The organism is Rhizobium oryzicola, assembly GCF_030504645.1.
GTDB classification, from domain to species: Bacteria; Pseudomonadota; Alphaproteobacteria; order Rhizobiales; family Rhizobiaceae; genus Neorhizobium; species Neorhizobium oryzicola.
On sequence record NZ_JAUKWQ010000013.1, the window covers coordinates 90,350 to 115,316 of the forward strand.

Here is a 24,967-nt window from a genome sequence, read left to right on the forward strand (position 1 = left end):
GGTTCGGAATCGTCACTGGCAAAAGAGTGTCATGACACATAGCCGATTCGCTCCGCGTGCATTGATCATCGGCGCTCCCCGCTCCGGCTCCGGCAAGACGAGCGTTACCATTGGCTTGCTTCGCGCCTTTGCGCGGCGCGGCATCCGGGTGCGCGGTATCAAATCCGGGCCAGACTATATCGATCCCGGTTTTCATTTCGCGGCAACAGGCATTCCAGGCCTCAACCTCGACAGCTGGGCCATGCAGCCCGATCTGGTGGCGCATCTCCTCAAGCAGGCGGCTTACGACAACGAGCTGCTGCTGATCGAAAGCGCCATGGGTCTGTTCGATGGCATTGCCGGTGGAGAGGGACGCACCGGTTCTGCGGCAGATCTGGCCCGGCTGCTGGGCATCCCCGTTCTGCTGGTTCTCGATGTCTCCGGCCAGAGCCAGACGGCGGCGGCCGTCGCGGTTGGCTTCAGGCATTACGATCCCAAGGTCAAGATCGCCGGTGTCGTGATCAACCGGGCGGGCAGCGAGCGGCATGTCAACCTGTCGCGCGCAGCCATTGAAGAAGCAGGCATGTCGGTTGCTGGCGCCGTCATGCGCAATGGCGAACTCAGCCTGCCGGAGCGGCATCTGGGTCTTGTGCAGGCCAGCGAACATGCGGGCATCGATGCCCATATCGACAAGCTCGCGGATGTAATGGAAGCATCGCTCGATCTCGATGCCATTCTGTCCATGGCGCAGCCGATTGAGCTTCGGGATGGGGCAACCGATGCCGCCATTCCGCCGCCCGGCCAGCGTATTGCGATCGCGTCCGATGCCGCCTTCACCTTTCTCTATCCGCATCTCGGCAGCCATTGGCGCGCGCTAGGTGCCGAACTCGTGCCCTTCTCGCCACTGAACGACGAAGGTCCGTCGCTGGATTGCGACTTCTGCTGGCTACCCGGCGGTTATCCGGAGCTCTATGCAGGACAACTTGCAGCGGCCAACCGCTTCCGCAACCGCATCCGGCACTTTGCCCAGAGCAAGCCCGTGCATGGCGAGTGCGGTGGCTTCATGGTGCTTGGCACCAGCCTAATCGATGCCGAGGGCACGCGGCATTTCATGACGGCGCTGCTTAGCCATTCCACCAGTTTTGCACAGCGAAAGATGAACCTCGGTTACCGGCAGGCCCGGCTGCTGGACAACGGACCGCTCGGCGGGCAGGGCAGCGTCATCAGAGGCCACGAGTTCCATTACGCCAGCGTCATCAATTCCGGCCGCGATGAACCCTTCGCGGAGATTAGCGATGGCACCGGACAGCCTTTGGGCCCATCAGGCGGAAAGCGTGGTCACGTCAGCGGCACCTTTTTCCACGCGATAGCGAACAGTTAGACTATTCCACGAAGACGCGGACAGTGGCCGCCCGGCCGATAGCATCGATGACAGTCAGCGTCGAATAGCCCGCACCATCAGGCGTCCATTCGGAAATGCGCTTGCGGGAAAAATCCTCCAGCGGCTTGCCATTCGCCAGCCAGCGGAAGGGTGCGCGACCGCCTTGAAGCTTGAGCGTCAGCGGCGCTATCTCGCCTGCTTTGGCACCCAGATCCACCCGAGCGCCTTCCGGCGGATAGACGATCTGCGGCGCAGGCTCCTTGGATGCCGCACTCACCAAGCCCAGTCCTGACGCCGTGAAACGACGCAGGCTCAACGGCAGCTGGGTGACCGCAATTCGGCTTGCGCCGGGTGGCGGGGACGGATGCGGCGTGGTGGCAAGACCCGACTTGGCAAAGGCTTCAAACAGAATGGGCGCTGCCGTGCTGTAGCCGGTAATGCCCGGTACTGCGCCATTATCCGGCCGTCCCACCCAGACGCCGATGACATAGCGCCCGTCATACCCCACCGACCAGGCATCGCGATAGCCATAGCTGGTGCCGGTCTTGTAGGCGATGCCACGCTGACGGCTGCCGGTTGGCGGCAGTACGTCGGACAGAATATTGGTCACATTCCAGGTGGCAACAGGGTCGAGCAGTGGTTCGGTGAAATCCCGCTTGGGCAGATCACGCACACCATCGCCCAGCCGCACCGGCCAGCCCTGATTGGCAAGCCCCGCATATAGCTGCACGAGATCCTTCAGCGTGATGCCTACCCCACCCAATCCGATCGCAAGGCCCGGCGTCTCGTTCTGCGGAAGCACTGGACGCACCTCCGAGCGGCGGAAGCGCACCATCAACCGGCTTGGCCCCACGGCCTCAAGAAGGCGGATCGCGGGCACGTTGAGCGACAATTGCAGCGCCTGCCGAATGCTGACATCGCCCTGATAGCTCATGTCGAAATTCTTGGGCCGGTAACCGGAAAAATCGGAGGGCCGATCCTCGATGATCGTTTCCTGCGCCACCACACCTTCTTCAAAGGCAAGACCATAGATGAAAGGCTTCAGCGTGGAACCGGGAGAGCGCAGCATGCGGGTCATGTCGATCCAGCCGGAGCGACTGGAATCGAAATAATCCGCCGAACCAATTTCCGCGACGATCTCGCCGGTCGTGGAATCTGCCATTAGCATGGCAAGCGACACTTTGGGTGGCAGGCGCGATGCCGCCTCGCGCGCCACCCCTTCCAGCCGCTCCTGCAGGGAGCGGTTCAGGGTTGTCGTATAGCGGATCTCGCCGGGCTTCTTCTTCAGCGCTGCCTCCGCCACATGCGCGGCGAGTGCCGGCAGCGGTCGGCGTTCGCGCGGCACCATGACAAGCATGGCGCGTTCCGCCTCACCCTCGCCCACGACATCAGCGACCGCAGGGCGCGCCAGAACCCGCTGACGCGCAGCCTTGGCGGCATCGGCAAAACGATCCGGCCGCCGCCCTTCCGGAGATTGCGGCAATGCCACCAACAGGGCCGCTTCGGCAACGGACAAGCGCTTCGGCTCCTTGCCAAAATAGGCAAGGCTTGCCGCCCGCACGCCTTCCAGATTGCCACCATAGGGGGCATGGGTGAGATAGAGATCGAGGATCTCAGCCTTGGTCAGCCGCCGCTCGATCTGGATCGCGCGGGCAATCTGGCGGAATTTGGCGAGGAAGGAACGGTTTTCACGTGGCTCGATCAACCGCGCCACCTGCATGGACAGCGTGGAGCCGCCTGAGACGATGCGGCCATGTGTCAGGATCTGCCCGGCGGCACGGACCAGCGCGTAAAGATCCACACCGCGATGCTCGTAGAACCGCTTGTCCTCATAGGCGATCAGCATGCGCGTGAATTGTGGATCGACATCCGATGCACTCGTCTTCAACCGCCACAGGCCATCCGGTGTTGCGAAGGCGCGCAGAAGCAAGCCGTTCGCGTCCAGCACCTCCGATGAGACGACATTCGCCTCGGTCAGGGGCGGCGGAAAGGCACGGTCGAGCGCCCTCAGGCCCGAAATCCCTGCCACGCCAAGGCATAGAAAGCCCACCGCCGCGATGCCAAGCTTGACCGAGCGCCACATCGCGCCGCCCTCGCCCCCTACCGGCCTTCGCGCACGGCCATGCGGCCGGTCGCAGTCCGCGCCGAAAGCTGCGGACGATACATGTCCTCCACCGTCGCCGCCGGATGATCGTAGGTGCCGGGCGTCACGGCACGCACCACATAGGCCACGGTGAACTGGCGATCGTCACCCTTGTTACGATCAAAGGCGGCGACGAAACGGTCATTGCGGAACTCCGTATGCGCTGCCTGCACCTCGCCCAACCATTCAAAGTTCGTCAGCTGTGCACTGTTGACGAGGCTCGGATTGTCGATCTCGAAACCGGCAGGCAGCAGATCCGTCACCATGATGCGGGACGGCCAGTCGTTCTGCTCGTTGACTGTGATGACAACCACGAAGCGGTCGTTCTGCTTGGCTTCTGTCACATTCGTTTCCGTGCCGTCCATCGTGTAATAGGCACGCTTGATCGCAAAGCCTTCGCCACCTGCGGGCAGCGGCTGCTTGGGTGCTGCAAAGGTCGTGACCACAGCCGAGACTGGATCCGTGGACCGGTTGGTCAGCATGATCGGCTCGGCGATCAGCTGGTCACCGCTGACCTGTTTTGCATAGGCACCGGTGCGCGCCGTCCCGTTCACCTCGACGCGCAGGTTCTCGTCGCCATTCTGAAGCGCCCGAGCGGAAAGCAGCGTCCAGATCTGTTCCTGCGTGCTGGTATAGCGCTTGGTCTGCCATTCCTTGGCCACGACCTTGGAAAGATCAGGCACGATGCCCGGAACGGGACGGCTTTCCGCAGCCAGAGCCAGAACCGCCGCCGCATCGCGGAGCGATGAACCATAGTCGGAGCGCGACAGGCTGATACGTGTGACCTGCGCCTGCTGCGCCATTTGCAGCGAGGCGGCGAAGACGTTCTTCGAGCGGAGGGCATCGCCGTAAAGCGCAAGGGCTGCTGCCAGATGCGCCTTTGCCAGCGGCGTCTGGAAATCGTTCAGCTGCGTATCGGCATAGTAACGCAGGTCACTGATCGCGGCCTTGCGGTTACGTGCCAGCACATAGAGCGCATAGGCGATCTGGTTGCCCTGATCCTTGACGTTCACGTCATAGGACAGCGCATTCTGCAGGTTTTCGAGCGCCTGCTTCATGGCCTGATCCGGCACGGCAAAACCTTGCTCGCGCGCCCGCGTCAGGAATTCCGTCACATACGAATCGAGCCAGAGGTCACCCGCCCCCGGTCCCCAGAGGCCGAAACTGCCGGCCGAAGACTGGTAGGAAAGCACGCGATAGATCGCATCCTGAACCCGTTTCTTCACCTCGGGATCATCGGCAAGTCCGCTCTTTTTGGCAAGTTCGCTGAAATAGAGCAACGGCAGCGCGCGGCTGGTGGTCTGCTCCGCGCAGCCGTAAGGGTAGCGGTCAAGGCTCATCAGCAGCGCGGCGATATCGAATTCTGCCGAGCGGGTGACATTGACGCTGACCGAAGCGCCGGGCAGCTGCGCATCCGCCAGAAGGTTGGAATCCACCCTCAGGCTCTGGCCGGGGGCGAGAGCAACGACGCGGCGTTCTGTAACGGGCAGAACGGCGGGACGAACGGGCACGAACAACTGCTGTGTCAGCGGCGAAAGACCATTACCGGCAAGCGTGACCGTCACCTCGCCATCGCCCGGCTGGCGGCCAATGATCGGCAGGGTCAGGCTCTGTTTGGCGCCCGCCGCCAGATGAACGGTCTGCGTGGCACGCTGCGGATCAATCGACACCGCATCATTGGCCTTCAGCGCCACCTGATAATCACCCGCCGGCGCATCCGTATTGGCGATGTCGAGGCGCAGGCTGGCCTGATCTCCAGGTGCCAGGAAGCGCGGCAGGCTGGCGGTGACGACAACAGGATCGCGGATGATGACATCGCGCGTGCCGTGGCCGACACCGGTCTTGCTCCAGGCGACTGCCATCAGCCGGACGGTACCGTTGAACTGGGGAATGTCGAAGGAAACCTTGGCCTTGCCCTGAGCATCGAGCTTCACGATGCCGGAGAAGAAGGCGACCAGCTTTTCCTTCGGCGGGCTCGCCTGAAGGGCCGCCATTCCGCCATCGCCGCCGGTTCTGAGACGGCCAGTAGCGCCGAGCGAGCCGTCGATCAGACGGCCATAGAGATCGCGGATTTCAAGCCCGAGCTGACGCTGGCCATAGTACCAAAGGTCAGGCGCGGGCGGCTCGTAACGGGTGAGGTTCAGGATGCCGACATCGACAGCCGCGACCGTGACATAGGCCTCCTGCCCGACACCGGCACCCGCCACATTGACAGCCACTTCCAGCAGCTGGCGCGGCAGGGTCTTTTCCGGCGCATCCAGCGAGACCTTGAGGTTGCGATCCTCAGGATCGACCTTCAGCCAGGAAATCCCGATCGCGCGCATCGGCATTCGGTTATCGCGGGAGTTACCCGGACGGTACAGGGTTGCGGTCACATAGGCGCCCGCGCCCCATTCCTTGGTGACGGGAATGGAGACTTCACCGCCCTTCTCACCGATCTGAGCCGTCTGTACGGAAATCAGGTTTTCCGAGCCATTGGTGACCATCAAGGTCCCGGCATAGCGGGATGTTACCTTCAGCTTGGCGGTCTCGCCAACCTTGTAGCTCGCCTTGTCCAACGCCACGTCCAGCGCATCCGGTGTGTCGGTCGAAGATGCCGTCACAAACCAGCCCGCCTTGAACTCCACGCTGCTGGCCGGTCCATCCGTCTGGCCGGTCTCGATTTCCAGGCGGTAGCGGCCCCAGGTCACCGGCACGGAAATACGCCCGCCATCGGTGGCGGAGACATCCACACGGCCTGTCGCCACCTGCTGCGTGCGATTGACCGGCTCGTAGCGCCAGGCGCTGCCCTCGCGATACCATTGATAATCGCGCTCGATCTTGACGAGCTTCCAGACAAGCCCCGTTGCTGCCTGACGCTTGCCATCGGTACCGACCATGATGACGTTGAAATTGCCGATCGCATTCTCGGCGAGATCGCCGGAGAATTCCGGTTTGATGCCGATGCGCTCTCCGTCTGGGCGAACCGGAAGCTTCAACGTGCGCTCGACAGCGCGACCACCGCCCTCCTTCAGGCGAACCACCACTTCCGCATCCGTCAGCTGCGTCGTCCAGGCAAGCTCGCTGAGGCCCGCATCGAAGGTCGCCTTGCCCTTTTCATCAAGCGGATCCAGACCTTCCAGCGGCACCCGTTCGGCTTCGGTGGCCTCCTCATCGGCAAGACCGAAGAAGTAGCCCTTGAAGGCGTCGCGTTCGCGGGTGTGGCGCAGCACCAGCTCACCTTCCAGCGTCAAACCAGCCGCAGGCGCCCCATAGAGATAGCGCCCATCGACCGCAACCGGCACTTCCTCGCCGACCACCAGTTCCTTGGCGGTGCTTGTCAAATCGAACTCGATGCGGTCAGGCACGAAATCATCGACCAGGAAACGCTTTTCCGAAATCGCCGACCGCTTCGGATCGGTAAAGACCTGCATGGTCCAGGTGCCACGCATGGAGGTTGCCTGCAGCGGCAGATCGAACGCATAGCCGCCAAGCGTGCCGGTCGCGGTCAGGCGACGATCCTCCACGCCATCGGGGCGCAGAAACACGAAGGTCAGCGGCAGGTTCTCGATTGCCTTGGATTCGCTGTCACGCGAAAGCACCGCCGCATGCACCGTTTCACCGGGGCGATAGATGCCGCGTTCGGTCCAGGCATAGGCATCGATGGCACCCGGCGAGGCGCGGCCCGTCACGCCGCGATCGGAGAGATCGAAACCGGCACGGGTCATGTCGAGGAAGACGAAATCCTCGCCCGCCTTGGCAGCCGTCAGCACGGCCGGCAGCATGGCTGCGGTGCCGCGAATGAGACCGGCGGAAAAGGTCACCCGACCTTGAGCATCCGTTTTGGCAGTGCCGAGAACCTCGTTATTCTTGGCCAGCAATTGCAGGTCCACACCTGCGGCCGGCTCCGCCGTCGCCAGCGAGCGGACAAAGACATTCAATCCGTCGGTCCCGGCATAGGTGGTGATGCCGAGATCGGACACGACAAACCATTGCGTGGCGCGCGAATCCCACTCATCGCTCTTGCCGGTCGCGGAAACGGCGGTCAGCACATAGACGCCGGGCTTGCGCTTCGGCAGAACCTCATCCACCGGAAAACTGGTGACGACATCCTTGTTGACCTCGGTCACGATATCGATCGAGCCCTGCCAGACCAGTTCGCCGTTTTCCTGCTCGATGCGGTCGGCGGAATAGCCGCTCATCTGGGTCAGAAACTGCGAATTGGTCATAAGCGGCGCAATGCTGCGGTCGCCGATCCGGTAAAGCTTCAGGTTGGCGTTGCTCGTGTTGACGGAGACGATGGGGATGCCGCGCCGCGCCGTCGAAGGCAGCACGAAACTGTCACCCGTGAAGCGTACCGCCGGAGAGCGATCCTTCACGTAGATGTTGAGATCGACGGCTGCTTCCAGCACTTCATCGACGGAAGACGGCAGGCCGCGACGCAGCGTCAGCTTGTAGCGCTCACCATGCTTCAAGCCCTCCACGCAGATCTGCTGGTCTTTTGCTTCCAGAGCCTTTGGCGCTGCTCCGTTCAATGTAACGAAGGGCGTGTAATCGGTACCCGACTTCACCAGCTTTTCGGAAAACTGCACGCAGATGCGCGGATCGGCGGCATCCGCATCAACCGTATTGCCTGTGACGCGAAAACCCCAGCGCGCGCGCAGATCATCATACTTCGCCTGCACCGTCTTGGCATTCACCAGCGCTAGGCTTTGCTTCAGCGCATCGATGCCGCCGCGATGATTGCCCTGCCGGTCGAGCGCCAGACCCAGCTGATAGAGCGCTTCGGCGCGAGCCTGCGTGGTACGCGACAGCTGATAGCCGTTGACGGCAGCTGAAACCGCCTGCGGTAGCACTGTGTCATCCTTCTGGATGGCATTGGCGACACGCGCCATCTCGATCCAGAGACCGGCATCGTCAGGCTGAATGGCAAGCGCTGCCGTATAGGCATTGAGGGCTGCCTTGGGATCGTTGTTAAGGAAATCAATCTGCGCCAGCGCCTTCAGGCTTTCCAGGCCCTGGCCCTGCAGCTCTGTCGGCACGGCGAGCGCTTCACGAAAACGCTGCGCCTCATCCAGCGTCTCCTGCTCGACAATATCGAGATCGGGGGCTGCGCCGATATCCGGCTCTGCGCTTGTCGTCACCACCTTGCCGGCAATCGCACCATCGAACGTGTTCAGTTGATTGTAGTCGGACTTCAGGAAGCACCACTTGGCCTTCACATTGTAGGTGAAGGCACGGCAGGACTTGTCGTCCACGCATGTCGTATGGCACTGGTCCAGCGTCACGTTTTTGACGGTGCGGAGGTCGAAACCGAGATAGTCGGCGTTCTCTGTCGTCTCGATGCGCCTCGGGCTTTGCGGCGCCTGCTGGGAAAAGGCTTGGGAGCCGAGGGCGAGAGCTGCGAGAAAAATGGAAATCCCGATCGACGCGCGCTTAGACATGATGTCCCCCCGAAGCTGGCGTGCAGATGTGAGCGTGAGTCTTGGTTTGTTAGCTCCGTCTTGTCAATCGCGTTCGGCTATGCTGCGACAGGCGGAGCGTGCTACAAGGAACTGTATAGGCGAAGCTTGAAGTCCAGATGACCGACGCACCCCATAGATACCCCAAGGTCATATTCCGCATCGATTTTCCACCGTCGCAGCGGCTCGGTCGCGGCAAGGCGGAACTGCTCGAGCACATCCGGGAAACCGGTTCGATTTCAGCTGCCGGGCGCGCCATGGACATGTCCTACCGCCGTGCCTGGCTGCTGGTGGATGAACTGAACCACATGTTCGATGAGCCGGCGGTGGATTCGCAGCGTGGCGGCAAGCAGGGCGGCGGTGCAAGGCTGACGGCCTTTGGCGAGGAGTTGCTGCTGCGGTTTCGGGCCATGGAGGCCAAGGCGCGCGCGGCGATGGCCGAGGATCTCGATTGGCTGCAACGCCATCGGGCAAAGGCAGGTACGGACGATCAGGCCTGATCCAGCGCCACAGTCTTGATGACTGCAAACACGTGGGTTCCCTCAGCCAGCGAAAGCCGCTTCACCGAAGCCTCGGTGATCTGGGCATGGACGATGTCGCCGCCGCAGAGAACCCGGATATCCATCGTGCCTGATCGAATCGGCACAATGCCTGCGATATGACCCTCCAGCACATTGAGAGCACTGATGCCTTCCGGCCGCTGTGTCGCAAGCAGCACCTCGCGGGCAGGAATGCGCAGGCGCACCATTTTGCCGATCGCAAGCCCCTCGCTTGCCAGCAGAACCTCACCGGCACGCGTGGCAATACCAAACAGGCCCGTCTCCGGATCCCGCCGCAGAACCCGGCCGGAAATGACGCTGCCTGCCTCACGCCCGGTTTCCACAGATGCAATGCCTAGAATTTCCGAGGGCGTACCGATGGCATCCACGCGACCCTCGCGCAGCATCACCACGCGATCCGCCAGGCGCCCTACTTCCGGCACCGAATGGCTGACATAGAGGATCGGCATTTTAAGATCATCCCGCAGGCGTTCCAGAAACGGCAGGATTTCCGCCTTTCGTTGATCATCGAGCGCCGACAGAGGCTCATCCATGAGCAACATGCGCGGCGACGAGAGGAGCGCACGGCCGATCGCCACCCGCTGCTTTTCGCCACCAGACAGGCGACCCGGACGCCGGTCGACAAGGCTGCCCAGTCCCAGCAAATCCACCACCCGGTCAAACTCTGACCTGTCGGCAGAGAGACCCGCAAACCAGCGGCCATAGTTCAGGTTCTGCCGAACGGAGAGATGCGGAAAAAGCCGCGGCTCCTGAAACACATGCCCGAAGCGTCGGCGATGGACGGGAATGCTGACGCGCGCGCCCGTGTCGAGCAACAGCCGATCCTCCAGAGCCACCCGCCCACTATCGGGGCGAAGCAGCCCGCCGATAATACGCAGGAGCGTGCTCTTGCCCGAACCGGAGCGGCCAAAGATGGCGGTCACGCCACCCTCGGCCGTAAAGCTGGCATCCAGTGCGAAATTGCCCTGACGGTGACGCGCTTCAACTGTCAGCATCACTCACCCTCGATCCGCTTGCCGATGACCCGCGCCAAAGCCTCGGAAGCCAGTAGCGCCAACATGGAAATGGCTATCGCCACCAGCGTCAGGCGCAGCGCACCGGCGTCACCACCCGGCACCTGGGTAAAGGTGTAGATGGCCGCTGATAGCGTCTGGGTTTCCCCCGGTATGTTGGAGACAAAGGTAATGGTCGCTCCGAACTCCCCCATCGCCTTTGCAAAGGCGAGGATCATGCCGGCAATCACGCCCGGCAGCATCAGCGGCAGGGTGACGGTGAGGAAGACGAAGAGAGGCGACGCACCGAGGGTACCGGCAGCCTCCTCAAGCTTGGCATCGATCGCCTCGATCGACAGCCGGATCGAGCGAACCATCAACGGAAAACCCATGACCGCACAGGCAAGGGCTGCTCCCGTCCAACGGAATGAAAGCACAATGCCCAGTTGTTCCGCCAGGAAACTGCCGATCGCGCCACGCCGTCCAAACAGGATCAGCAGGATATAGCCCGTGACCACAGGCGGCAGGATCAGCGGCAGATGGACAATCCCATTCAGAACGGAGCGGCCCCAGAACCGCCCGCGCGCCAGAAGAAGCGCCAACGCAATGCCGAAGGGGAGGCTCGCCAGCGTGGCCACTATGGAAACGCGAAGGCTAAGACGGATCGCCGTCCACTCCTCCGCGCTCAACGCAATGACATCCAAGCCCCGTCCCCTACTCTATCAGCCGCAAAAGCCTACTTCAGAATGGTGAAGCCTTGCGAGGTGAAAAATGGCGCTGCTTTTTCTGATTTCAGGAACTGAAGATAGGCGGAAGCTGCCGGATTTTTCGAGTCGGCCAGAACAGCGACCGGATAGATGATCGGCGGATGACTATCTGCCGGGAAAACGCCCACGACGGAAACACCTGGCTCGGCCGCCGCATCGGTTTCATAGACAATGCCATAGGGAGCCTCCCCACGCGACACCAGCGCTAATGCTGCCCGAACACTTTCCGCACCAGCCACCTTTTTCTCAACTGACGACCAGGCACCAAGCTTTTCCAGCGCAGCCTTGCCGTATTTGCCAGCCGGGACGGAATCGACCGAACCCATCGCAAGACGCCCATCGCCCAGCAATCCGGCCAGATCGAAGCCGGCTTTGATTTCAACGGGCTTCGCCTTGTCCTTGGCCGCGACCAGCACGATGCGGTTGCCGAGCAGGTTGCTGCGGCTGTCCGCCTTGATCAGGTTCTTCTTCGCCAGATAGTCCATCCAGTCGAGATCGGCGGAGATGAACACATCCGCTGGCGCCCCTGACTCCACCTGCTTGGCGAGTGCAGAACTGGCAGCATAGGAGGAGGTGACCTCGGTACCAGTCTCCTTCAGATATGCGGCATTGGCGGCATCGAGCGCGTTCTTCATGCTGGCTGCGGCAAAGACCACGATCTTGTCAGCGGCATCCGACCTCTGAGGCAGGACCGCCAGACCCAATGAAAAACCAATCAGCGCAGCCAGCGCCTGCCCCAGATGACGACGTTTCAGCATGACATGTCTCCAGCCCGAAATATGGGGCCGAATATATCGCTTATCACGCCTTTGGCTAGCGCTATGTTTGAACAAACATATCCCTTTACCGTCGATACCTTCTAGACTCGCAGACCTTACGATGCGCAATCTTGAACCCTGGAACGACAGATGCATATCGATAGGCCAAGACCTGCGCCCTAAACAGAGGACAAGCCATGGTGGACGAACCTTCAGAGCCGGATGCCACGAAACTGACGACCACCAAGCGCAAGTGGGCATCCGAGGGAAGATTCCTGACGGGCCGCATATCGCGCCCGGAAACCGATCGCCTGCCGCCCGGCCAGCATCTGGTGAAGAACTGGCCCGTACTCGATCTCGGCCAGCAGCCTCAGATTTCCGAATTGCAATGGCGGCTGGATGTGAAGGGCGAGGTCGAGACGGCGCTTTCGCTGAACTGGAAGCAGTTTCTGGACCTGCCCCAGAACAAGCTCGTCACCGACATCCACTGCGTCACCACCTGGTCACGTTATGACAACAGCTGGAAGGGTGTGATGACGCGCGACCTGCTGGACATCGTGCATCCAACGGCGGACGCCAATGCCGTGATGATGACGAGCTATGACGGCTATACCACCAACCTGCCGCTCGCCGATTTCGCGGCGGAAGATGCGGTTCTCGCAACCCATTGGGAGGGCGAGCCCATTACCCGCGAGCATGGCGGCCCGATGCGGCTTGTCGTGCCGCATCTCTATTTCTGGAAAAGCCCGAAATGGCTGACGCGCATCGAATTCATCCGTGAAGATCGACCCGGCTTCTGGGAGAAAAACGGCTATCACATGCGGGGTGACCCCTGGACCGAACAGCGCTATTCAGACGACTGACAGCACCAGGGGTAGGAACGATTACTCATCCCGGAAGATCGGATCTTTCACGAAGTTGCCGCCCTGATAGACGTGCAGCGGCGCGGTCGGGTCTGGCTTGCCAAGTGCCGCATCGATCTCGGCGCGGTAAATTTCCGCATTGTCCTGCGGCTTCCAGCCAAGATAGCGGGCATGGGAATTGTCCCACCAGCGGCTGTCGTTGTTGGAAATGCCCCAGATGATCGGGCAGCCCAGCATCGGCGCGGTGAAGACGCGCTCATTCAACAGCTTGAAATCGTTGTAGGACATCCAACTGGACAGCATGCGATGATTGGTCGGCTTTTCCATGCAGCTGCCGATGCGCACCAGCGCCGTCTCCTGGCCGAACTTTTCGAAATACATGCGGGCAAGGGATTCCCCGAAGCATTTCGAGACGCCATAGAGCCCATCGGGACGCGTGGGCGCGTTCACATCGATGTGCTGATCCTGGCGATAGAAACCAACGGTGTGATTGGAACTTGCAAACAGAATGCGCGGATGGCCATGCGCACGTGCCGCTTCGTAGAGGTTATAGAGGCCGAGCAGGTTGGCATTGAGGATCTTGGAAAACTTGTCTTCGACGGAGATGCCGCCGAGATGGAGAATGCCATCGCATCCCTCGACCAGCTTGTAGACGGCATCCGCATCGCCGAGGTCGCATTGCACCAGTTCTTCATGCGGCGCTGCAGTCCCCAAATCGCTGATGTCCGAAAGGCGGAGCGTTTCCGCAAGCGACGTCAAACGTGTGCGCATTGCCCGGCCCAGCGCGCCCGCTGCACCGGTAATCAACAGTCTTTTCACTTGAATCCTCCATCACTCGCGTGATGGTACGTGAACTTGTCCTTCCACCACGTCAATTTATCATACATGTTGGCAGGGAAGCGTCAACACGCTACAGATAGGGAGCGAGGCTAATTGGCCGAGCCAAACGTATTGCTGAAAGAGGCTTTCATGGTGGTGGACGCGAAAACCAGACCGGCAAATGCAGGCACTCTGGCATCACGCCTCGGTGACACATTGCGAAGAGCGATCGCTTCCGGACAGTTCCCTCCAGGCACCAAGCTGCCCAGCGAAGCGCAATTGACGGAAACCCATGGCGTGAGCCGCACCGTCGTGCGCGAAGCCATCGCAGCGCTCAGAGCCGACAGACTGGTGGAGGCACGCCAAGGTGCCGGCGTCTTCGTTCTCGATCCGCCGGCTGCCACGCCAGCGCCGCTCTCCATCGACAATATCGATTATGCCCGCGTTTCCTCGGTCATCGAGTTCCTTGAGCTTCGTACGGCCGTGGAAGTGGAAGCAGCGGGCCTTGCTGCCCTTCGCCGCTCTCCGGCCCAGGAGGAAGCAATCCTCGATCGCCATTACGCCGTGCAAGCCTGTCTTGAGGCCGGCTCGCCCAGCAGCGATGCCGATTTTGCTCTGCATCTTGCCATTGCCGAAGCCACCAACAATACCCGCTTTCGGGATTTTCTGGCCATGATCGGCAAGAATGTCATTCCCCGTGCTGCGCTGAAAAGCGAAGAAAGCGAGGCGGATCAGGCTGCCTATATCAAGCTTCTCAACGAGGAGCACAGCGCCATCGTCACCGCCATCTCGGCGGGTGATGAAGAAGCTGCCCGCAGCGCAATGCGGCGTCATCTGAAGGGTAGCCAGTCTCGCTACAGGGCGCTGCTGCGCGAACAACGTCAATTTGTACGATAAGTTGTTGACACTCATCTGACGAGCCTTTACGAAAAATAGAAAGGAGACTGCTTAAAAGGATAAGCCCACTATGACGCCTCAAGAAATCAAGGCTGCGCTCGGCGCCGGCCTCCTGTCCTTCCCGGTCACGCATTTCGATGCAGAAGGCCAGTTTCAGCCGGAAAGCTATAAACGCCACATTGAGTGGCTGTCTGGGTATGATGCACCCGTTCTTTTCGCAGCTGGCGGCACGGGTGAATTCTTCTCGCTTTCTCCCGATGAAATTCCCGGTATCGTCAAGGCAGCCAAGGAAGCGGCAGGCAAGACGGCCATCGTTTCCGGTTGCGGTTTCGGCAGCCATGTCGGCGTCGAGCTGGCAAAATCCGTCGAGAAGGCGGGCGCTGACGGTATCCTGCTGCTGCCGCATTACCTGATCGATGCACCGCAGGAAGGCCTCTACCAGCACGTCAAGAAGATCTGCCAGTCGGTCGGTATCGGCGTCATGGTCTATAACCGTGACAACTCGGTTCTGTCCGTCGATACGCTGAAGCGCTTGTGTGACGAGTGCCCCAACCTCGTCGGCTTCAAGGACGGCACCGGCGACATCGGCGGCGTGCGCCAGATCACGGCCACCATGGGCGATCGCCTGACCTATCTCGGCGGCATGCCAACGGCGGAACTCTTCGCCGAAGCCTATCTTGGCGCTGGCTTTACCACCTACTCCTCGGCCGTTTTCAACTTCGTTCCGGGCCTTGCCGTCGAATTCTACAAGGCGCTACGCGCCGGCGAACGGGCTCATTGCGAGAAGATCCTCAAGGACTTCTTCTATCCGTTCATGGCCATCCGTAACCGCCGCAAGGGCTACGCGGTCGCTGCCATCAAGGCGGGCGTGCGCCTGCAGGGCTTCGATGCCGGCAAGGTTCGCTCGCCGCTGGATGACCTGACCAAGGAAGAAGAAGGCATGCTTCTCGACCTCATCGGTCCCTGGAAGCGCTAAGGATCAAGGGGCGAGCATGAAGATCGCGGCAGTTCACACACACCTTCTGGAGCACAAGCTCGACGTTGCCTTCGAAAGCGCATCCATGCGCTTCGATCGTCGGGCTCATATCCTCGTCGAGATCGTGTGCGATGACGGTACCATTGGCTGGGGCGAATGCCTCGGCCCCGCTCGCCCCAATGCGGCGGTCGTCCAGGCCTACACCAACTGGCTGATCGGCGAGAATCCGCTGGAAACCGAAAAGATCTGGGCGAAGCTGTACAATGCGCTTCGCGACCAGGGACAGCGCGGCCTTACCATCACCGCGCTCTCGGGCATCGACATCGCGCTGTGGGACATCAAAGGCAAACATTTCGGCGTGCCTGTTTCTACACTGCTCGGCGGTCGCTTTCGCGACAGCGTCAAGGCCTATGCCACCGGCAGCTTCAAGCGCGATGGCGTGGACCGCGTGGAAGACAATGCCACCGATGTCGCCCGCTACTGGAAGGAAGGCTTTCACGCCACCAAGATCAAGATCGGCTTTGGTGTGGAGGAAGACCTGCGCGTTGTCCGCGCTGCCCGCGAGGCGGTCGGCCCGGATATGCGCATCATGGTGGATGCCAACCATGGTTACGATGTGGTGGAAGCCGTTCGCTTCGGACAGGCAGCAGCGGAACTCAATATCGACTGGTTCGAAGAGCCCGTTGTTCCGGAACAGCTTGCTGCATACCGCGACGTGCGGGCCCGCCAGCCGATCCCGATCGCAGGTGGGGAAACCTGGCATGCGCGTTGGGGCATGAAGGAGCCGGTGGAAACCCGTTGCGTTGATATTCTTCAACCGGATCTGGCCGGCACGGGGGGCTTTACGGAAGCCAAGCGAATTGCAGATTTTGCAGCGCTTCACGGCGTCCGCGTCGTTCCGCATGTCTGGGGCACGGCGGTTCATATCGCCGCCGCCCTGCAATTCATGGCGGCCATGGTGCCGAGCCCGGTGCGCGTGAACCCGATCGAGCCGATCCTGGAATTTGACCGCACCGACAACCCGTTCCGCCAGGCGGTGATCAAGAGCCCGATTGAACATGTCCACGGCGTGGTGGCCATTCCAAATGGTCCCGGTCTCGGCATTGAAATCAATCGCGATGCGCTGAAAGAATTTAGGATGAAGGACGTCTGATGCTGGTTCGAACCCTTTCCGGAAAGCCGCCAAAGACGAAACTGCCGGAAGGCGCCATCGATACGCAGATGCACGCCTATCTGCCAGGCTTTCCAGCATTGCCGGGCGGACCTGATCTGCCTGGGGGAGACCTTCCAATCCCGGCACAGTATCGGCAACTGATGGAATGGCTGGGCATTGCGCGCGTGGTGGTGACGCAAGGAAATGCCCACCAGCGCAACAACGATAATCTGGTTGCCTGCCTGAAGGAGTTCGGCGACATCGCTCGCGGTGTGGCGGCTGTCGGACCCGATGCCACACAGACGGAACTCGACACGCTTCAGGAGGCGGGCGTTGTTGGTTTGCGCATCATGGACCTGCCGGGCGGCGGAACCAACCTCACGCATCTGGAAGCCATTGACCGCATGGCATCCGAACGTGGCTGGATGGTCGCGGTCCAGTTCGACGGAAGCAACATTCTCGACCACGAGCCACGCCTGACGCGGCTGCGGTCACGCTGGGTTTTCGATCATCACGGCAAATTCTTCTCAGGTGTGACACCGGAAAGTGAAGAAATTGCCGCGTTGAAGCGACTCATCAACACAGGGAGATGCTGGTTTAAATTCGCAGGCGTCTACGAATCGTCAAAGGCCGGAGGGCCCGACTTTGAGGATGTCGCAGCGGTTGCAAGAGAGATTGCAGCTTACGCACCGGAGCGGATCGTGTGGGGCACGAATTGGCCGCATAACCTGGCGCGTCGGCAAGAAGATTACCCGGATGACGCGGCGCTGACCGATACAGTGCTTGCGTGGCTCAATGGAGAAGCCGGCTTGAAGCGCGCGCTCGTCGACAATCCGGAAGAACTTTACGGATTTTCCGCATAGAGCCTCTACGGGAGCGGGCCAACGAACAGGTCGAATCACCCGTTTGTACTTAGTCATGCCTGTTAAAGCGCTTCGAGCCGGCTTTGCCGGCTCGAACTGTTTCATGTGGTTAGCCGAACAGCATTCGATCAAGGGTAAATCACGCCCTTGCGCAAGATGACATTGGCGTAAAGACGAGGCTCGCTGGTCTGGACCACCGTATGGGCTGCCTTTACGCGCGGATAGAAGTCAGGTCCAAGAAGTGGCACCACCGGCTGGTTCGGCTCATGGCGCTTGCAGCACGCGATGATTTCCTCATGCACAGGATCCAGCACATCGCGCTCCTTGCCCTTGGTGGAGCGGAAAATCGCTTCCGGCACGAAATCGTCGATCGGAGTGACGGATAGAATCGCATCCAGGACCGGAATCAGGTCGAGACCATCCAGGCGAATGAGGCGTCGCGCATGCTCAAGCGCCGGATAATTGCCGTCGACGATGGCGATCTCATCGCCATGGCCCATGGCGCGCAAGGTGGCGAGAAGGTCTGGGCTGAGAATGGGATTGATACCCTTCAACATTTACGAAAGCTCCTTGAACAACACACTCTGGTCGGTGAGATAACGCGCGAAAATTGGCAGGCTTGCGCCACCGATCGCACGGGCCTGGGCGCCGACCGCGCCCTCGATGATATCGGGAATGATGACTCCCTGAAGGTCGAGTTTTGCGACCGACTGTATCGTTGCCGCCACGATGCGCTTGCGAATCTCCGGCGGAAAACCGCCATCGATGACGGCAGCCCCGAAATCGATCACAGACACTGTGGCAACAATCGCCTGTGCCAGCGCATCAGCGGTATCACGTATCCAGACCTCCAAGGGATCGCCGAAATCGATCCACTCATCTGCGGAATACCATAGAGGCTCGGGATCGATGCCTCTTTCCTTAAGAAGTCGCTCCAGAACAAAGATCGAGGCGATATCGAGAAGCTGGCGGTTCTCACCGTTTGGCCCGCGCACCGGCAGCGGCGCAAGCGCGCCTGCAGTTCCCGTTCGTCCGTAGAAGATCGAGGAATTCAGAACGATGCCACCGCCGATAAACGAACCGATGAAGAAGTAGACGAAATCAGGATAAGAGGGGCCAACCCCGAAAACGAGTTCCGCGCCGCAGGCGCTGGTCGCGTCGTTCTGGAGATAGACGGCATGGCGCACCCGCTCGACAATTTCGCCCTGCAGATCGAAATTGCGCCAGACATCCATAGCCCCCGGCGGAGCCCCCACTTCCTCGGCCCAGTTCCAGAGTTCGAAGGGGGCTGCGATGCCAACACCTGCGATCCGGGCAAGCTGCTCCTCGGACATCTGCGCTTCCAGCGCCTGGATACCGGATAGAATGATTTCGATGATCTGCTGTGGCTGCGGATAGGCATAGGTCCGCCGCACCTGAGCGCGAATCGTGCCGACAAAATCCATCAGCACCACATCCGCGCTACGGCGACCGATCTTCACACCGAAGGAATAGACTGCGTCCGGGTTGAGGCGCATGGGCACAGAAGGCTGCCCCACCTTTCCCCGTACAGGCTCGCCGCGCAGGAGCAGACCGTCTTTCTCAAGGGAACGCATAATGACGGAGACCGTCTGTGCCGACAAACCGCTGAGACGTGTGATCTCGGCCTTTGACAGGGAACCGTGCAGACGCACCAACGAGAGCACGAGTCGCTCGTTGTACGCGCGCACCCGCACCTGGTTTGAACCGCCGGCAAGCCCGACGATAGGGGGCGTGGACGCTCCCTCTGATGAATTCTGGTCCGTGGTCATGGCTACCCCTCCCAAGGGTCCTCCGGTTGGGAAAGTAGCGACCGCGAATTAATAAATCAATCGGAATTAATTATTGACAGGTTCCATGCTTTTCCGCTTAATGGGCCTCGCGAGGGGCAGGCGGCTTGGAGGAGGCGCTGGTCACCAACCAGTCGGCGCCCCGTGAAATCCGTGAATCCGGATGACCTTGTGACCCTGGGAGGATCTTTATGAAGAAATCTGTTCTGACTGCAGCATTCGGCGCGCTCGTACTCGGCGTAGCCTTCGCTGCACCGGCTTCCGCTGCCGGCGTATCTGCCTGCCTCATCACCAAGACGGACACCAACCCCTTCTTCGTGAAAATGAAGGAAGGCGCGACCGCCAAGGCCAAGGAACTGGGCGTGACGCTGAAGTCCTACGCCGGCAAGATCGATGGCGATAGCGAAAGCCAGGTTGCCGCGATCGAAACCTGCATCGCCGATGGCGCCAAGGGTATCCTTCTGACCGCGTCCGACACCAAGGGTATCGTTCCGGCCGTCAAGCAGGCCCGTGATGCTGGCCTGCTAGTGATCGCGCTCGACACGCCGCTCGATCCGATCGATGCCGCCGACGCCACCTTCGCGACCGATAACCTCCTCGCCGGCAAGCTGATCGGCCAGTGGGCTGCCGCAACGCTGGGCGACAAGGCAAAGGATGCCAAGGTTGCCTTCCTCGACCTGACACCGGCTCAGCCGTCTGTTGACGTCATGCGCGACCAGGGCTTCATGATCGGCTTCGGCATCGACCCGAAGGACCCGAACAAGATCGGCGACGAAACCGATCCGCGCATCGTTGGCCATGACATCACCAACGGTAACGAAGAAGGCGGCCGTACGGCCATGGAAAACCTTCTCCAGAAGAACCCGAACATCAACGTCGTTCACACCATCAACGAGCCGGCTGCCGCTGGCGCTTACGAAGCCCTCAAGGCTGTCGGCAAGCAGAAGGACGTGCTGATCGTGTCCGTCGACGGCGGCTGCCCGGGCGTCAAGAACGTCAAGGAAGGCGTGATCGGTGCGACCTCGCAGCAGTATCCGCTGCTGATGGCTTCCAAGGGTATCGAAGCGATTGCCGCTTTCGCTAAGGATGGCACGAAGCCGAAGCCGACCGAAGGCAAGAACTTCTTCGACACCGGCGTTTCGCTGGTGACCGACAAGCCCGCCAAGGGCGTACCGTCGATCGACACCAAGGACGGCACTGCCAAGTGCTGGGGTTGATCGCCTGAAAGTGTAAAGAAGCTGAAAGGGCGGCCAACGCCGCCCTTTTTCACAAACGGCATCCGCCGCGTTCGCGGCAAAGCCTTTGCAAGATCCTGAACGAACGCCGGCCCGCATGATGCGAAACGAGCCGGCCCTCACATCCTCGGGAGAGGCATACGGGAGGATTACCAATGAGCGAGCCGCAAGCCGCCAAAACGCCCCATCTTGAATATGAAAAAGTCCTTTCGGGCAGCTCGACGCAGGTCGCGCAGTTCGACACCAACGACAAGACTCCGATCCAGAAATTTCAGCACTTCCTGCATGGCAGCCCGGCGGCGGTTCCTCTGATCGTCCTGCTGCTGTCCGTGATCGTGTTCGGCTCGATTCTTGGCACCAAGTTCTTTTCTGCCTTTTCGCTGACACTCATTTTGCAACAGGTGGCCATCACCGGCATCATCGGCGCGGCACAGACGCTGGTCATCCTGACCGCAGGTATCGATCTCTCGGTCGGTGCCATCATGGTTCTCTCTTCGGTTGTCATGGGTCAGTTTGCCATTCACTACGGCATCCCCACACCGCTGGCGATCCTGTGCGGATTTGCGGTTGGCGCCATCTGCGGCCTGATCAACGGCTTCCTGATCGCCCGGGTAAAACTGCCGCCCTTTATCGTCACACTCGGCATGTGGCAGATCGTCCTGGCCTCGAACTTCCTCTATTCGGCCAATGAGACGATCCGCTCGCAGGATCTGGCTGCCAACGCGCAACTGCTGCAGTTCTTCGGTGATAGCGTGCGCTTTGGCGGCGCGGTCCTGACCTACGGCGTCATCGCCATGGTGTTGCTCGTCGCCCTGCTCTGGTATGTGCTGAACTCTACCGCCTGGGGCCGCCACCTCTATGCCGTCGGCGACGACCCGGATGCAGCGGAACTTGCCGGTGTCAACGTCAAGAAGATGCTGATGTCAGTCTATACGCTGTCCGGCATCATCTGCGCGCTCGGCGGGTGGGCGTTGATCGGCCGTATCGGCTCTGTCTCCCCGACTGCCGGCCAGTTCGCCAATATCGAATCCATCACGGCTGTGGTGATCGGCGGCCTCTCGCTGTTCGGTGGCCGCGGCTCGATCCTCGGCATGCTGTTCGGCGCGCTGATCGTCGGCGTCTTCCAATTGGGCCTTCGCCTGATCGGCACCGACCCGCAATGGACATACATGCTGATCGGTCTTCTCATCATCGCCGCTGTTGCGATCGACCAGTGGATCAGAAAGGTAGCAGGCTAATGGCACAGGAACCCATTCTCTCCGCCCGTGGACTGGTAAAGCGCTACGGCAAGGTGACCGCACTCGATAACGCCGATTTCGACCTTTATCCCGGCGAAATCCTGGCCGTCATCGGCGACAACGGTGCAGGCAAGTCTTCCCTGATCAAGGCGATTTCCGGCGCAGTTCATCCGGACGAAGGCGAGATCAAGCTGGAAGGCAAGCCTGTCAGCTTCCGCTCGCCGATCGAAGCACGCAAGGCAGGCATTGAAACGGTCTACCAGAACCTGGCGCTCTCGCCGGCGCTTTCGATTGCCGACAACATGTTTCTGGGCCGCGAGATTCGCAAACCCGGCGTGATGGGCTCGATCTTCCGGTCGCTGGACCGTCCGGCGATGGAAAAGTTCGCGCGCGACAAGCTGTCCGAACTGGGCCTGATGACGATCCAGAACATCAACCAGGCGGTGGAAACGCTGTCCGGTGGCCAGCGTCAGGGCGTGGCCGTTGCACGCGCGGCAGCCTTTGGCTCCAAGGTCATCATTCTGGACGAACCGACCGCTGCGCTTGGCGTGAAGGAAAGCCGTCGCGTTCTAGAACTGATCCTCGACGTTCGCTCTCGCGGCATTCCGATCGTGCTCATCAGCCACAACATGCCGCATGTCTTCGAAGTGGCGGATCGGATCCATATCCATCGCCTCGGCAGGCGCCTGACCGTGATCAATCCGAAGGACTACAGCATGTCCGATGCGGTCGCCTTCATGACCGGTGCGAAGGCGCCTGAGCCGCTCGCGGCTTGACGAAATGCGGGCCGGTTATTCCCTTCGGACCAACCGGCCCCCGAACCTGCTGCCGGGGAAACTCCTCCTGAAAGCCCCGGGCAGTGAAGCGGCCGGCAATGGCCATCATCGTCTTGGGAGAGTGACCCGGCGGACCGGCTCGCAAATCACCGGCGTAACGGGTGACAGGCCAATCTTCGTCTCCGGATTGGCTCTTGCGCGTGGGCTCACTCTCCCGGCTCTTTTTGAGCTCCCTCCCAATCCGGGGCAGGACCAGTAACATTTTTGTCGCCCTTACCGGGCATTTTTCCTTTCTTCTCATTTGCCAAGCTTTCGCCGCGTTTTCCGGTTGAAAATTGGTAGTTCTCCGATAAGTGAGAATCAGGCTTTATACGCCTGTCCTGCCGGGACTTTCTCTCCCCATAACCGTCTATCCGGACCTGACGGCCCGGACGCTACCATGTTCGGAATCAAGTCGTGACCATCGAGAATTCGAATGGCGCGCGGAAGCTATCGGCTTCGCTCGCGCATGTTCATGCCGCAGGCTGGGGAAAAGGCCTGTCGATCCTGACCCGTATCACTGTCATGGCGCTTCGCCATCCCTGGCAGTCGGCGGCCGCCATCGGTGCAACCTTCATCGCCTCGGCATTTCAGCTGATGATACCCCAGCTTTTGGGGCGCGCGGTGGATGAAGCGCAGGGTATCACGAATGGCGGGTCAGCCGCCGCGGTTGCCCAGGATGCGCTGCTGGCGACAGCGCTGCTGCTGCTCGGTGCCAGCATCCTGCGCGGCCTCTTCACCATGGTGCAGAACTATTATAGCGAAGCCGTCGGCCACCACATCGGCTATGAGCTGCGGCTTGCGTGCTATGAGAAGATCCAGCGCCTCTCCTTCAGCTTTCACGACGGCGTCCATTCCGGCGATCTCATCACGATAGTGCTGCTCGACCTCGAAGGCGTGCGCATGTATTTCTCCACGGCCTTCGTGCGCCTGTTCTTCCTCTCCGTGCTGATCGGCATTGGCGCTTATCTGATGATCTCGACCGATCTGGTGCTGGGTCTATTGGCGCTGAGCTTCGTTCCCTTCGTCGGTTGGCGGTCGTCCGTGACGCAGCTCCGGCTGCGCGCCACCTGGCTCGACCTGCAGGAACGCCTGCAGGTGCTGACACGGGTCATGGAAGAAAACCTCGGCGGCATCCGCGTCGTGCGCGCCTTTGCGGCGCAGGATCATGAGATGGACAAGTTCGAGGCCGCCTCGCGCAACGCCCTCAACCTCGCCCATCAGCGCGTCGGCATCCGCGTGGCCAATACCAGCGCCATGACGTTCTCCTTCTTCGCCGCCATGGGCCTCGTGCTGTGGGTTGGCGGCGGCAAGGTGATGAGCGGCGAAATCACAGTGGGCACACTGGCGTCTTTCCTCACCTTCATGACCATTCTGCAAATGCCGGTGCGCCAGCTTGGCCTGATGGTCAACGCCTTCGCTCGTGCCTCCACCTGCGGTGCCCGCCTGTTCGGTCTGCTGGATCTTGAAATCGCCGTCCGCGACGATGAAAAGGCTGCCGACCTGACGGTTACCGAAGGCACGCTGCGCTTCAACAATGTCAGCTTCGCCTATCCCTCCGCTCCCGAGCAAAACGTCCTTCAGGATGTCAACTTTGAAGCACGACGTGGGGAGACAATCGGTATCGTCGGACCACCCGGTTCCGGCAAATCGACGCTCGCGCATCTCATTCCGCGCTTCTACGATGTGACGGGCGGCAGCATTACCATCGACGGGCAGGATATTCGCAAGATTCGCCTGAAATCACTGCGCCGCTCTGTGGTGGTCGTTCAACAGGACTCCTTCCTGTTCACGACGACCATCGAAAACAACATCGCCTATGGCGACCCTTGGGCCAAGGAACAGAACATCGCGCGAGCGAGCGAAAGCGCGCAGCTGCATAACTATGTCCTCGGCCTTCCCTCCGCCTACGGCACCGTGGTCGGAGAGCGCGGCGTGTCACTATCCGGTGGTCAACGCCAACGCCTCTCGATCGCGCGTGCCCTGATGTTGAAGCCGACGGTCATGGTTTTCGATGACTCCACCGCCGCCATTGATGCCGGCACGGAACAGCGCATCCGCAGCGCCATGCGCCGCTATGCCTCCGATCGTGTCACCATCATCGTGGCACACCGTCTGAGCTCACTGATGCATGCGGACCGCATTCTGTTTATCGAAGGTGGACAGATCGTCGAACAGGGCACGCATGAAGAACTGTTGGCCATGGGAGGGCGTTACCGGGCACTGTATGATCTGCAGATCCGCCCCGATGACGATGCAATGAGCGCATGAGGGAGGAC

Annotated in this window: 19 protein-coding genes; 11 read left to right on the top strand and 8 right to left on the bottom strand. The window is 60.8% G+C overall.

All coding sequences use genetic code 11. The annotated features are described in order from the left end of the window. Positions 1–31: 31 nt before the first annotated feature. Positions 32–1,360: a cobyrinic acid a,c-diamide synthase CobB gene (locus tag Q2T52_RS24255; protein ID WP_302079499.1), complete on the top strand. Its 1,329-nt coding sequence runs from the start codon at positions 32–34 to the stop codon at positions 1,358–1,360. Between the two features lies 1 nt (position 1,361). Here the strand turns inward: Q2T52_RS24255 and pbpC are convergent, their stop codons facing one another. Continuing rightward, entirely contained in the window at positions 1,362–3,443 is a 2,082-nt protein-coding gene (gene pbpC, locus Q2T52_RS24260; protein WP_302079500.1) for a penicillin-binding protein 1C, read from the bottom strand. A 17-nt stretch (positions 3,444–3,460) separates the two neighbouring features. Further along, on the bottom strand, positions 3,461–8,926 hold the full coding sequence (locus Q2T52_RS24265) for an alpha-2-macroglobulin family protein (RefSeq protein WP_302079501.1): 5,466 nt from the start codon (positions 8,924–8,926) through the stop codon (positions 3,461–3,463). A gap of 137 nt (positions 8,927–9,063) precedes the next feature. Between Q2T52_RS24265 and Q2T52_RS24270 the strand changes: the two genes are divergently transcribed. After that, positions 9,064–9,444 carry a winged helix-turn-helix domain-containing protein gene (locus Q2T52_RS24270; protein ID WP_302079502.1) on the top strand — a complete coding sequence of 127 codons (381 nt, stop codon included), beginning with the start codon at positions 9,064–9,066 and terminating at the stop codon, positions 9,442–9,444. Here the strand turns inward: Q2T52_RS24270 and modC are convergent. From modC to modA, 3 genes are read right to left on the bottom strand one after another with little or no spacing between them, the layout of a single operon-like run. Beyond that, the gene (gene modC / locus Q2T52_RS24275; RefSeq protein ID WP_302079503.1) at positions 9,435–10,502 is read right to left on the bottom strand and encodes a molybdenum ABC transporter ATP-binding protein; all 1,068 of its coding nucleotides are present in this window, start codon (positions 10,500–10,502) and stop codon (positions 9,435–9,437) included. The two genes, Q2T52_RS24270 and modC, sit on opposite strands and share 10 nt — an antisense overlap. Then, a complete protein-coding gene (gene modB / locus Q2T52_RS24280; RefSeq protein ID WP_302079504.1) occupies positions 10,499–11,200 on the bottom strand; it encodes a molybdate ABC transporter permease subunit in 702 nt (233 codons plus the stop codon). The genes modC and modB overlap by 4 nt, the downstream gene beginning before the upstream one ends. A 32-nt stretch (positions 11,201–11,232) precedes the next feature. Then, on the bottom strand, positions 11,233–12,021 hold the full coding sequence (gene modA, locus Q2T52_RS24285) for a molybdate ABC transporter substrate-binding protein (RefSeq protein ID WP_302079505.1): 789 nt from the start codon (positions 12,019–12,021) through the stop codon (positions 11,233–11,235). Positions 12,022–12,218: 197 nt separating this feature from the next. On the opposite strand from modA, the gene Q2T52_RS24290 reads away from it, so the two are divergent. Next, entirely contained in the window at positions 12,219–12,884 is a 666-nt protein-coding gene (locus tag Q2T52_RS24290) for a sulfite oxidase-like oxidoreductase (RefSeq protein WP_302079506.1), read from the top strand. A 21-nt stretch (positions 12,885–12,905) separates the two neighbouring features. On the opposite strand, the gene Q2T52_RS24295 is transcribed toward Q2T52_RS24290, so the two are convergent. Further along, a complete protein-coding gene (locus Q2T52_RS24295; RefSeq protein WP_302079507.1) occupies positions 12,906–13,703 on the bottom strand; it encodes an NAD-dependent epimerase/dehydratase family protein in 798 nt (265 codons plus the stop codon). 150 nt (positions 13,704–13,853) lie between these two features. Here Q2T52_RS24295 and Q2T52_RS24300 point away from each other — a divergent pair, with 150 nt between their 5' ends. From Q2T52_RS24300 to Q2T52_RS24315, 4 genes are all read left to right on the top strand, one after another. Continuing rightward, positions 13,854–14,600: a FadR/GntR family transcriptional regulator gene (locus tag Q2T52_RS24300; protein ID WP_302079546.1), complete on the top strand. Its 747-nt coding sequence runs from the start codon at positions 13,854–13,856 to the stop codon at positions 14,598–14,600. Between the two features lie 70 nt (positions 14,601–14,670). After that, positions 14,671–15,576 (top strand): 5-dehydro-4-deoxyglucarate dehydratase, encoded by a 906-nt coding sequence (gene kdgD, locus Q2T52_RS24305; RefSeq protein WP_302079508.1) that lies wholly within the window; start codon positions 14,671–14,673, stop codon positions 15,574–15,576. Positions 15,577–15,592: 16 nt separating this feature from the next. Next, the gene (locus Q2T52_RS24310; protein ID WP_302079509.1) at positions 15,593–16,729 is read left to right on the top strand and encodes a mandelate racemase/muconate lactonizing enzyme family protein; all 1,137 of its coding nucleotides are present in this window, start codon (positions 15,593–15,595) and stop codon (positions 16,727–16,729) included. Beyond that, on the top strand, positions 16,729–17,592 hold the full coding sequence (locus tag Q2T52_RS24315) for an amidohydrolase family protein (protein ID WP_302079510.1): 864 nt from the start codon (positions 16,729–16,731) through the stop codon (positions 17,590–17,592). The genes Q2T52_RS24310 and Q2T52_RS24315 overlap by 1 nt, the downstream gene beginning before the upstream one ends. A gap of 128 nt (positions 17,593–17,720) precedes the next feature. Here Q2T52_RS24315 and Q2T52_RS24320 read toward each other — a convergent pair whose 3' ends face one another. Together Q2T52_RS24320 and Q2T52_RS24325 are read right to left on the bottom strand one after the other, a co-directional pair. Further along, entirely contained in the window at positions 17,721–18,149 is a 429-nt protein-coding gene (locus tag Q2T52_RS24320) for an RbsD/FucU family protein (protein WP_302079511.1), read from the bottom strand. Beyond that, the gene (locus Q2T52_RS24325; RefSeq protein WP_302079512.1) at positions 18,150–19,382 is read right to left on the bottom strand and encodes an ROK family transcriptional regulator; all 1,233 of its coding nucleotides are present in this window, start codon (positions 19,380–19,382) and stop codon (positions 18,150–18,152) included. It lies immediately after the preceding gene. A 209-nt stretch (positions 19,383–19,591) separates the two neighbouring features. Between Q2T52_RS24325 and Q2T52_RS24330 the strand changes: the two genes are divergently transcribed. The 4 genes from Q2T52_RS24330 to Q2T52_RS24345 all read left to right on the top strand — a co-directional run bounded on the left by Q2T52_RS24330 (position 19,592) and on the right by Q2T52_RS24345 (position 24,959). Further along, a complete protein-coding gene (locus tag Q2T52_RS24330; RefSeq protein WP_302079513.1) occupies positions 19,592–20,617 on the top strand; it encodes a sugar ABC transporter substrate-binding protein in 1,026 nt (341 codons plus the stop codon). A gap of 173 nt (positions 20,618–20,790) precedes the next feature. Then, positions 20,791–21,873 (top strand): ABC transporter permease, encoded by a 1,083-nt coding sequence (locus Q2T52_RS24335; protein WP_302079514.1) that lies wholly within the window; start codon positions 20,791–20,793, stop codon positions 21,871–21,873. Next, entirely contained in the window at positions 21,873–22,649 is a 777-nt protein-coding gene (locus tag Q2T52_RS24340) for an ATP-binding cassette domain-containing protein (RefSeq protein WP_302079515.1), read from the top strand. Before Q2T52_RS24335 ends, Q2T52_RS24340 begins: the two co-directional genes overlap by 1 nt. 456 nt (positions 22,650–23,105) lie before the next feature. After that, entirely contained in the window at positions 23,106–24,959 is a 1,854-nt protein-coding gene (locus Q2T52_RS24345; protein WP_302079516.1) for an ABC transporter ATP-binding protein, read from the top strand. Positions 24,960–24,967 lie beyond the last annotated feature (8 nt).

What these genes read in the sequence shown, in the direction of transcription:
- Q2T52_RS24255 (WP_302079499.1), top strand. Translation starts at nt 32, where the DNA reads ATGACACATAGCCGATTCGCTCCGCGTGCATTGATCATCGGCGCTCCC.
- pbpC (WP_302079500.1), bottom strand. Translation starts at nt 3,443, where the DNA reads ATGTGGCGCTCGGTCAAGCTTGGCATCGCGGCGGTGGGCTTTCTATGC.
- Q2T52_RS24265 (WP_302079501.1), bottom strand. Translation starts at nt 8,926, where the DNA reads ATGTCTAAGCGCGCGTCGATCGGGATTTCCATTTTTCTCGCAGCTCTC.
- Q2T52_RS24270 (WP_302079502.1), top strand. Translation starts at nt 9,064, where the DNA reads ATGACCGACGCACCCCATAGATACCCCAAGGTCATATTCCGCATCGAT.
- modA (WP_302079505.1), bottom strand. Translation starts at nt 12,021, where the DNA reads ATGCTGAAACGTCGTCATCTGGGGCAGGCGCTGGCTGCGCTGATTGGT.
- Q2T52_RS24290 (WP_302079506.1), top strand. Translation starts at nt 12,219, where the DNA reads ATGGTGGACGAACCTTCAGAGCCGGATGCCACGAAACTGACGACCACC.
- Q2T52_RS24300 (WP_302079546.1), top strand. Translation starts at nt 13,854, where the DNA reads ATGGTGGTGGACGCGAAAACCAGACCGGCAAATGCAGGCACTCTGGCA.
- kdgD (WP_302079508.1), top strand. Translation starts at nt 14,671, where the DNA reads ATGACGCCTCAAGAAATCAAGGCTGCGCTCGGCGCCGGCCTCCTGTCC.
- Q2T52_RS24310 (WP_302079509.1), top strand. Translation starts at nt 15,593, where the DNA reads ATGAAGATCGCGGCAGTTCACACACACCTTCTGGAGCACAAGCTCGAC.
- Q2T52_RS24315 (WP_302079510.1), top strand. Translation starts at nt 16,729, where the DNA reads ATGCTGGTTCGAACCCTTTCCGGAAAGCCGCCAAAGACGAAACTGCCG.
- Q2T52_RS24320 (WP_302079511.1), bottom strand. Translation starts at nt 18,149, where the DNA reads ATGTTGAAGGGTATCAATCCCATTCTCAGCCCAGACCTTCTCGCCACC.
- Q2T52_RS24325 (WP_302079512.1), bottom strand. Translation starts at nt 19,382, where the DNA reads ATGACCACGGACCAGAATTCATCAGAGGGAGCGTCCACGCCCCCTATC.
- Q2T52_RS24330 (WP_302079513.1), top strand. Translation starts at nt 19,592, where the DNA reads ATGAAGAAATCTGTTCTGACTGCAGCATTCGGCGCGCTCGTACTCGGC.
- Q2T52_RS24335 (WP_302079514.1), top strand. Translation starts at nt 20,791, where the DNA reads ATGAGCGAGCCGCAAGCCGCCAAAACGCCCCATCTTGAATATGAAAAA.
- Q2T52_RS24340 (WP_302079515.1), top strand. Translation starts at nt 21,873, where the DNA reads ATGGCACAGGAACCCATTCTCTCCGCCCGTGGACTGGTAAAGCGCTAC.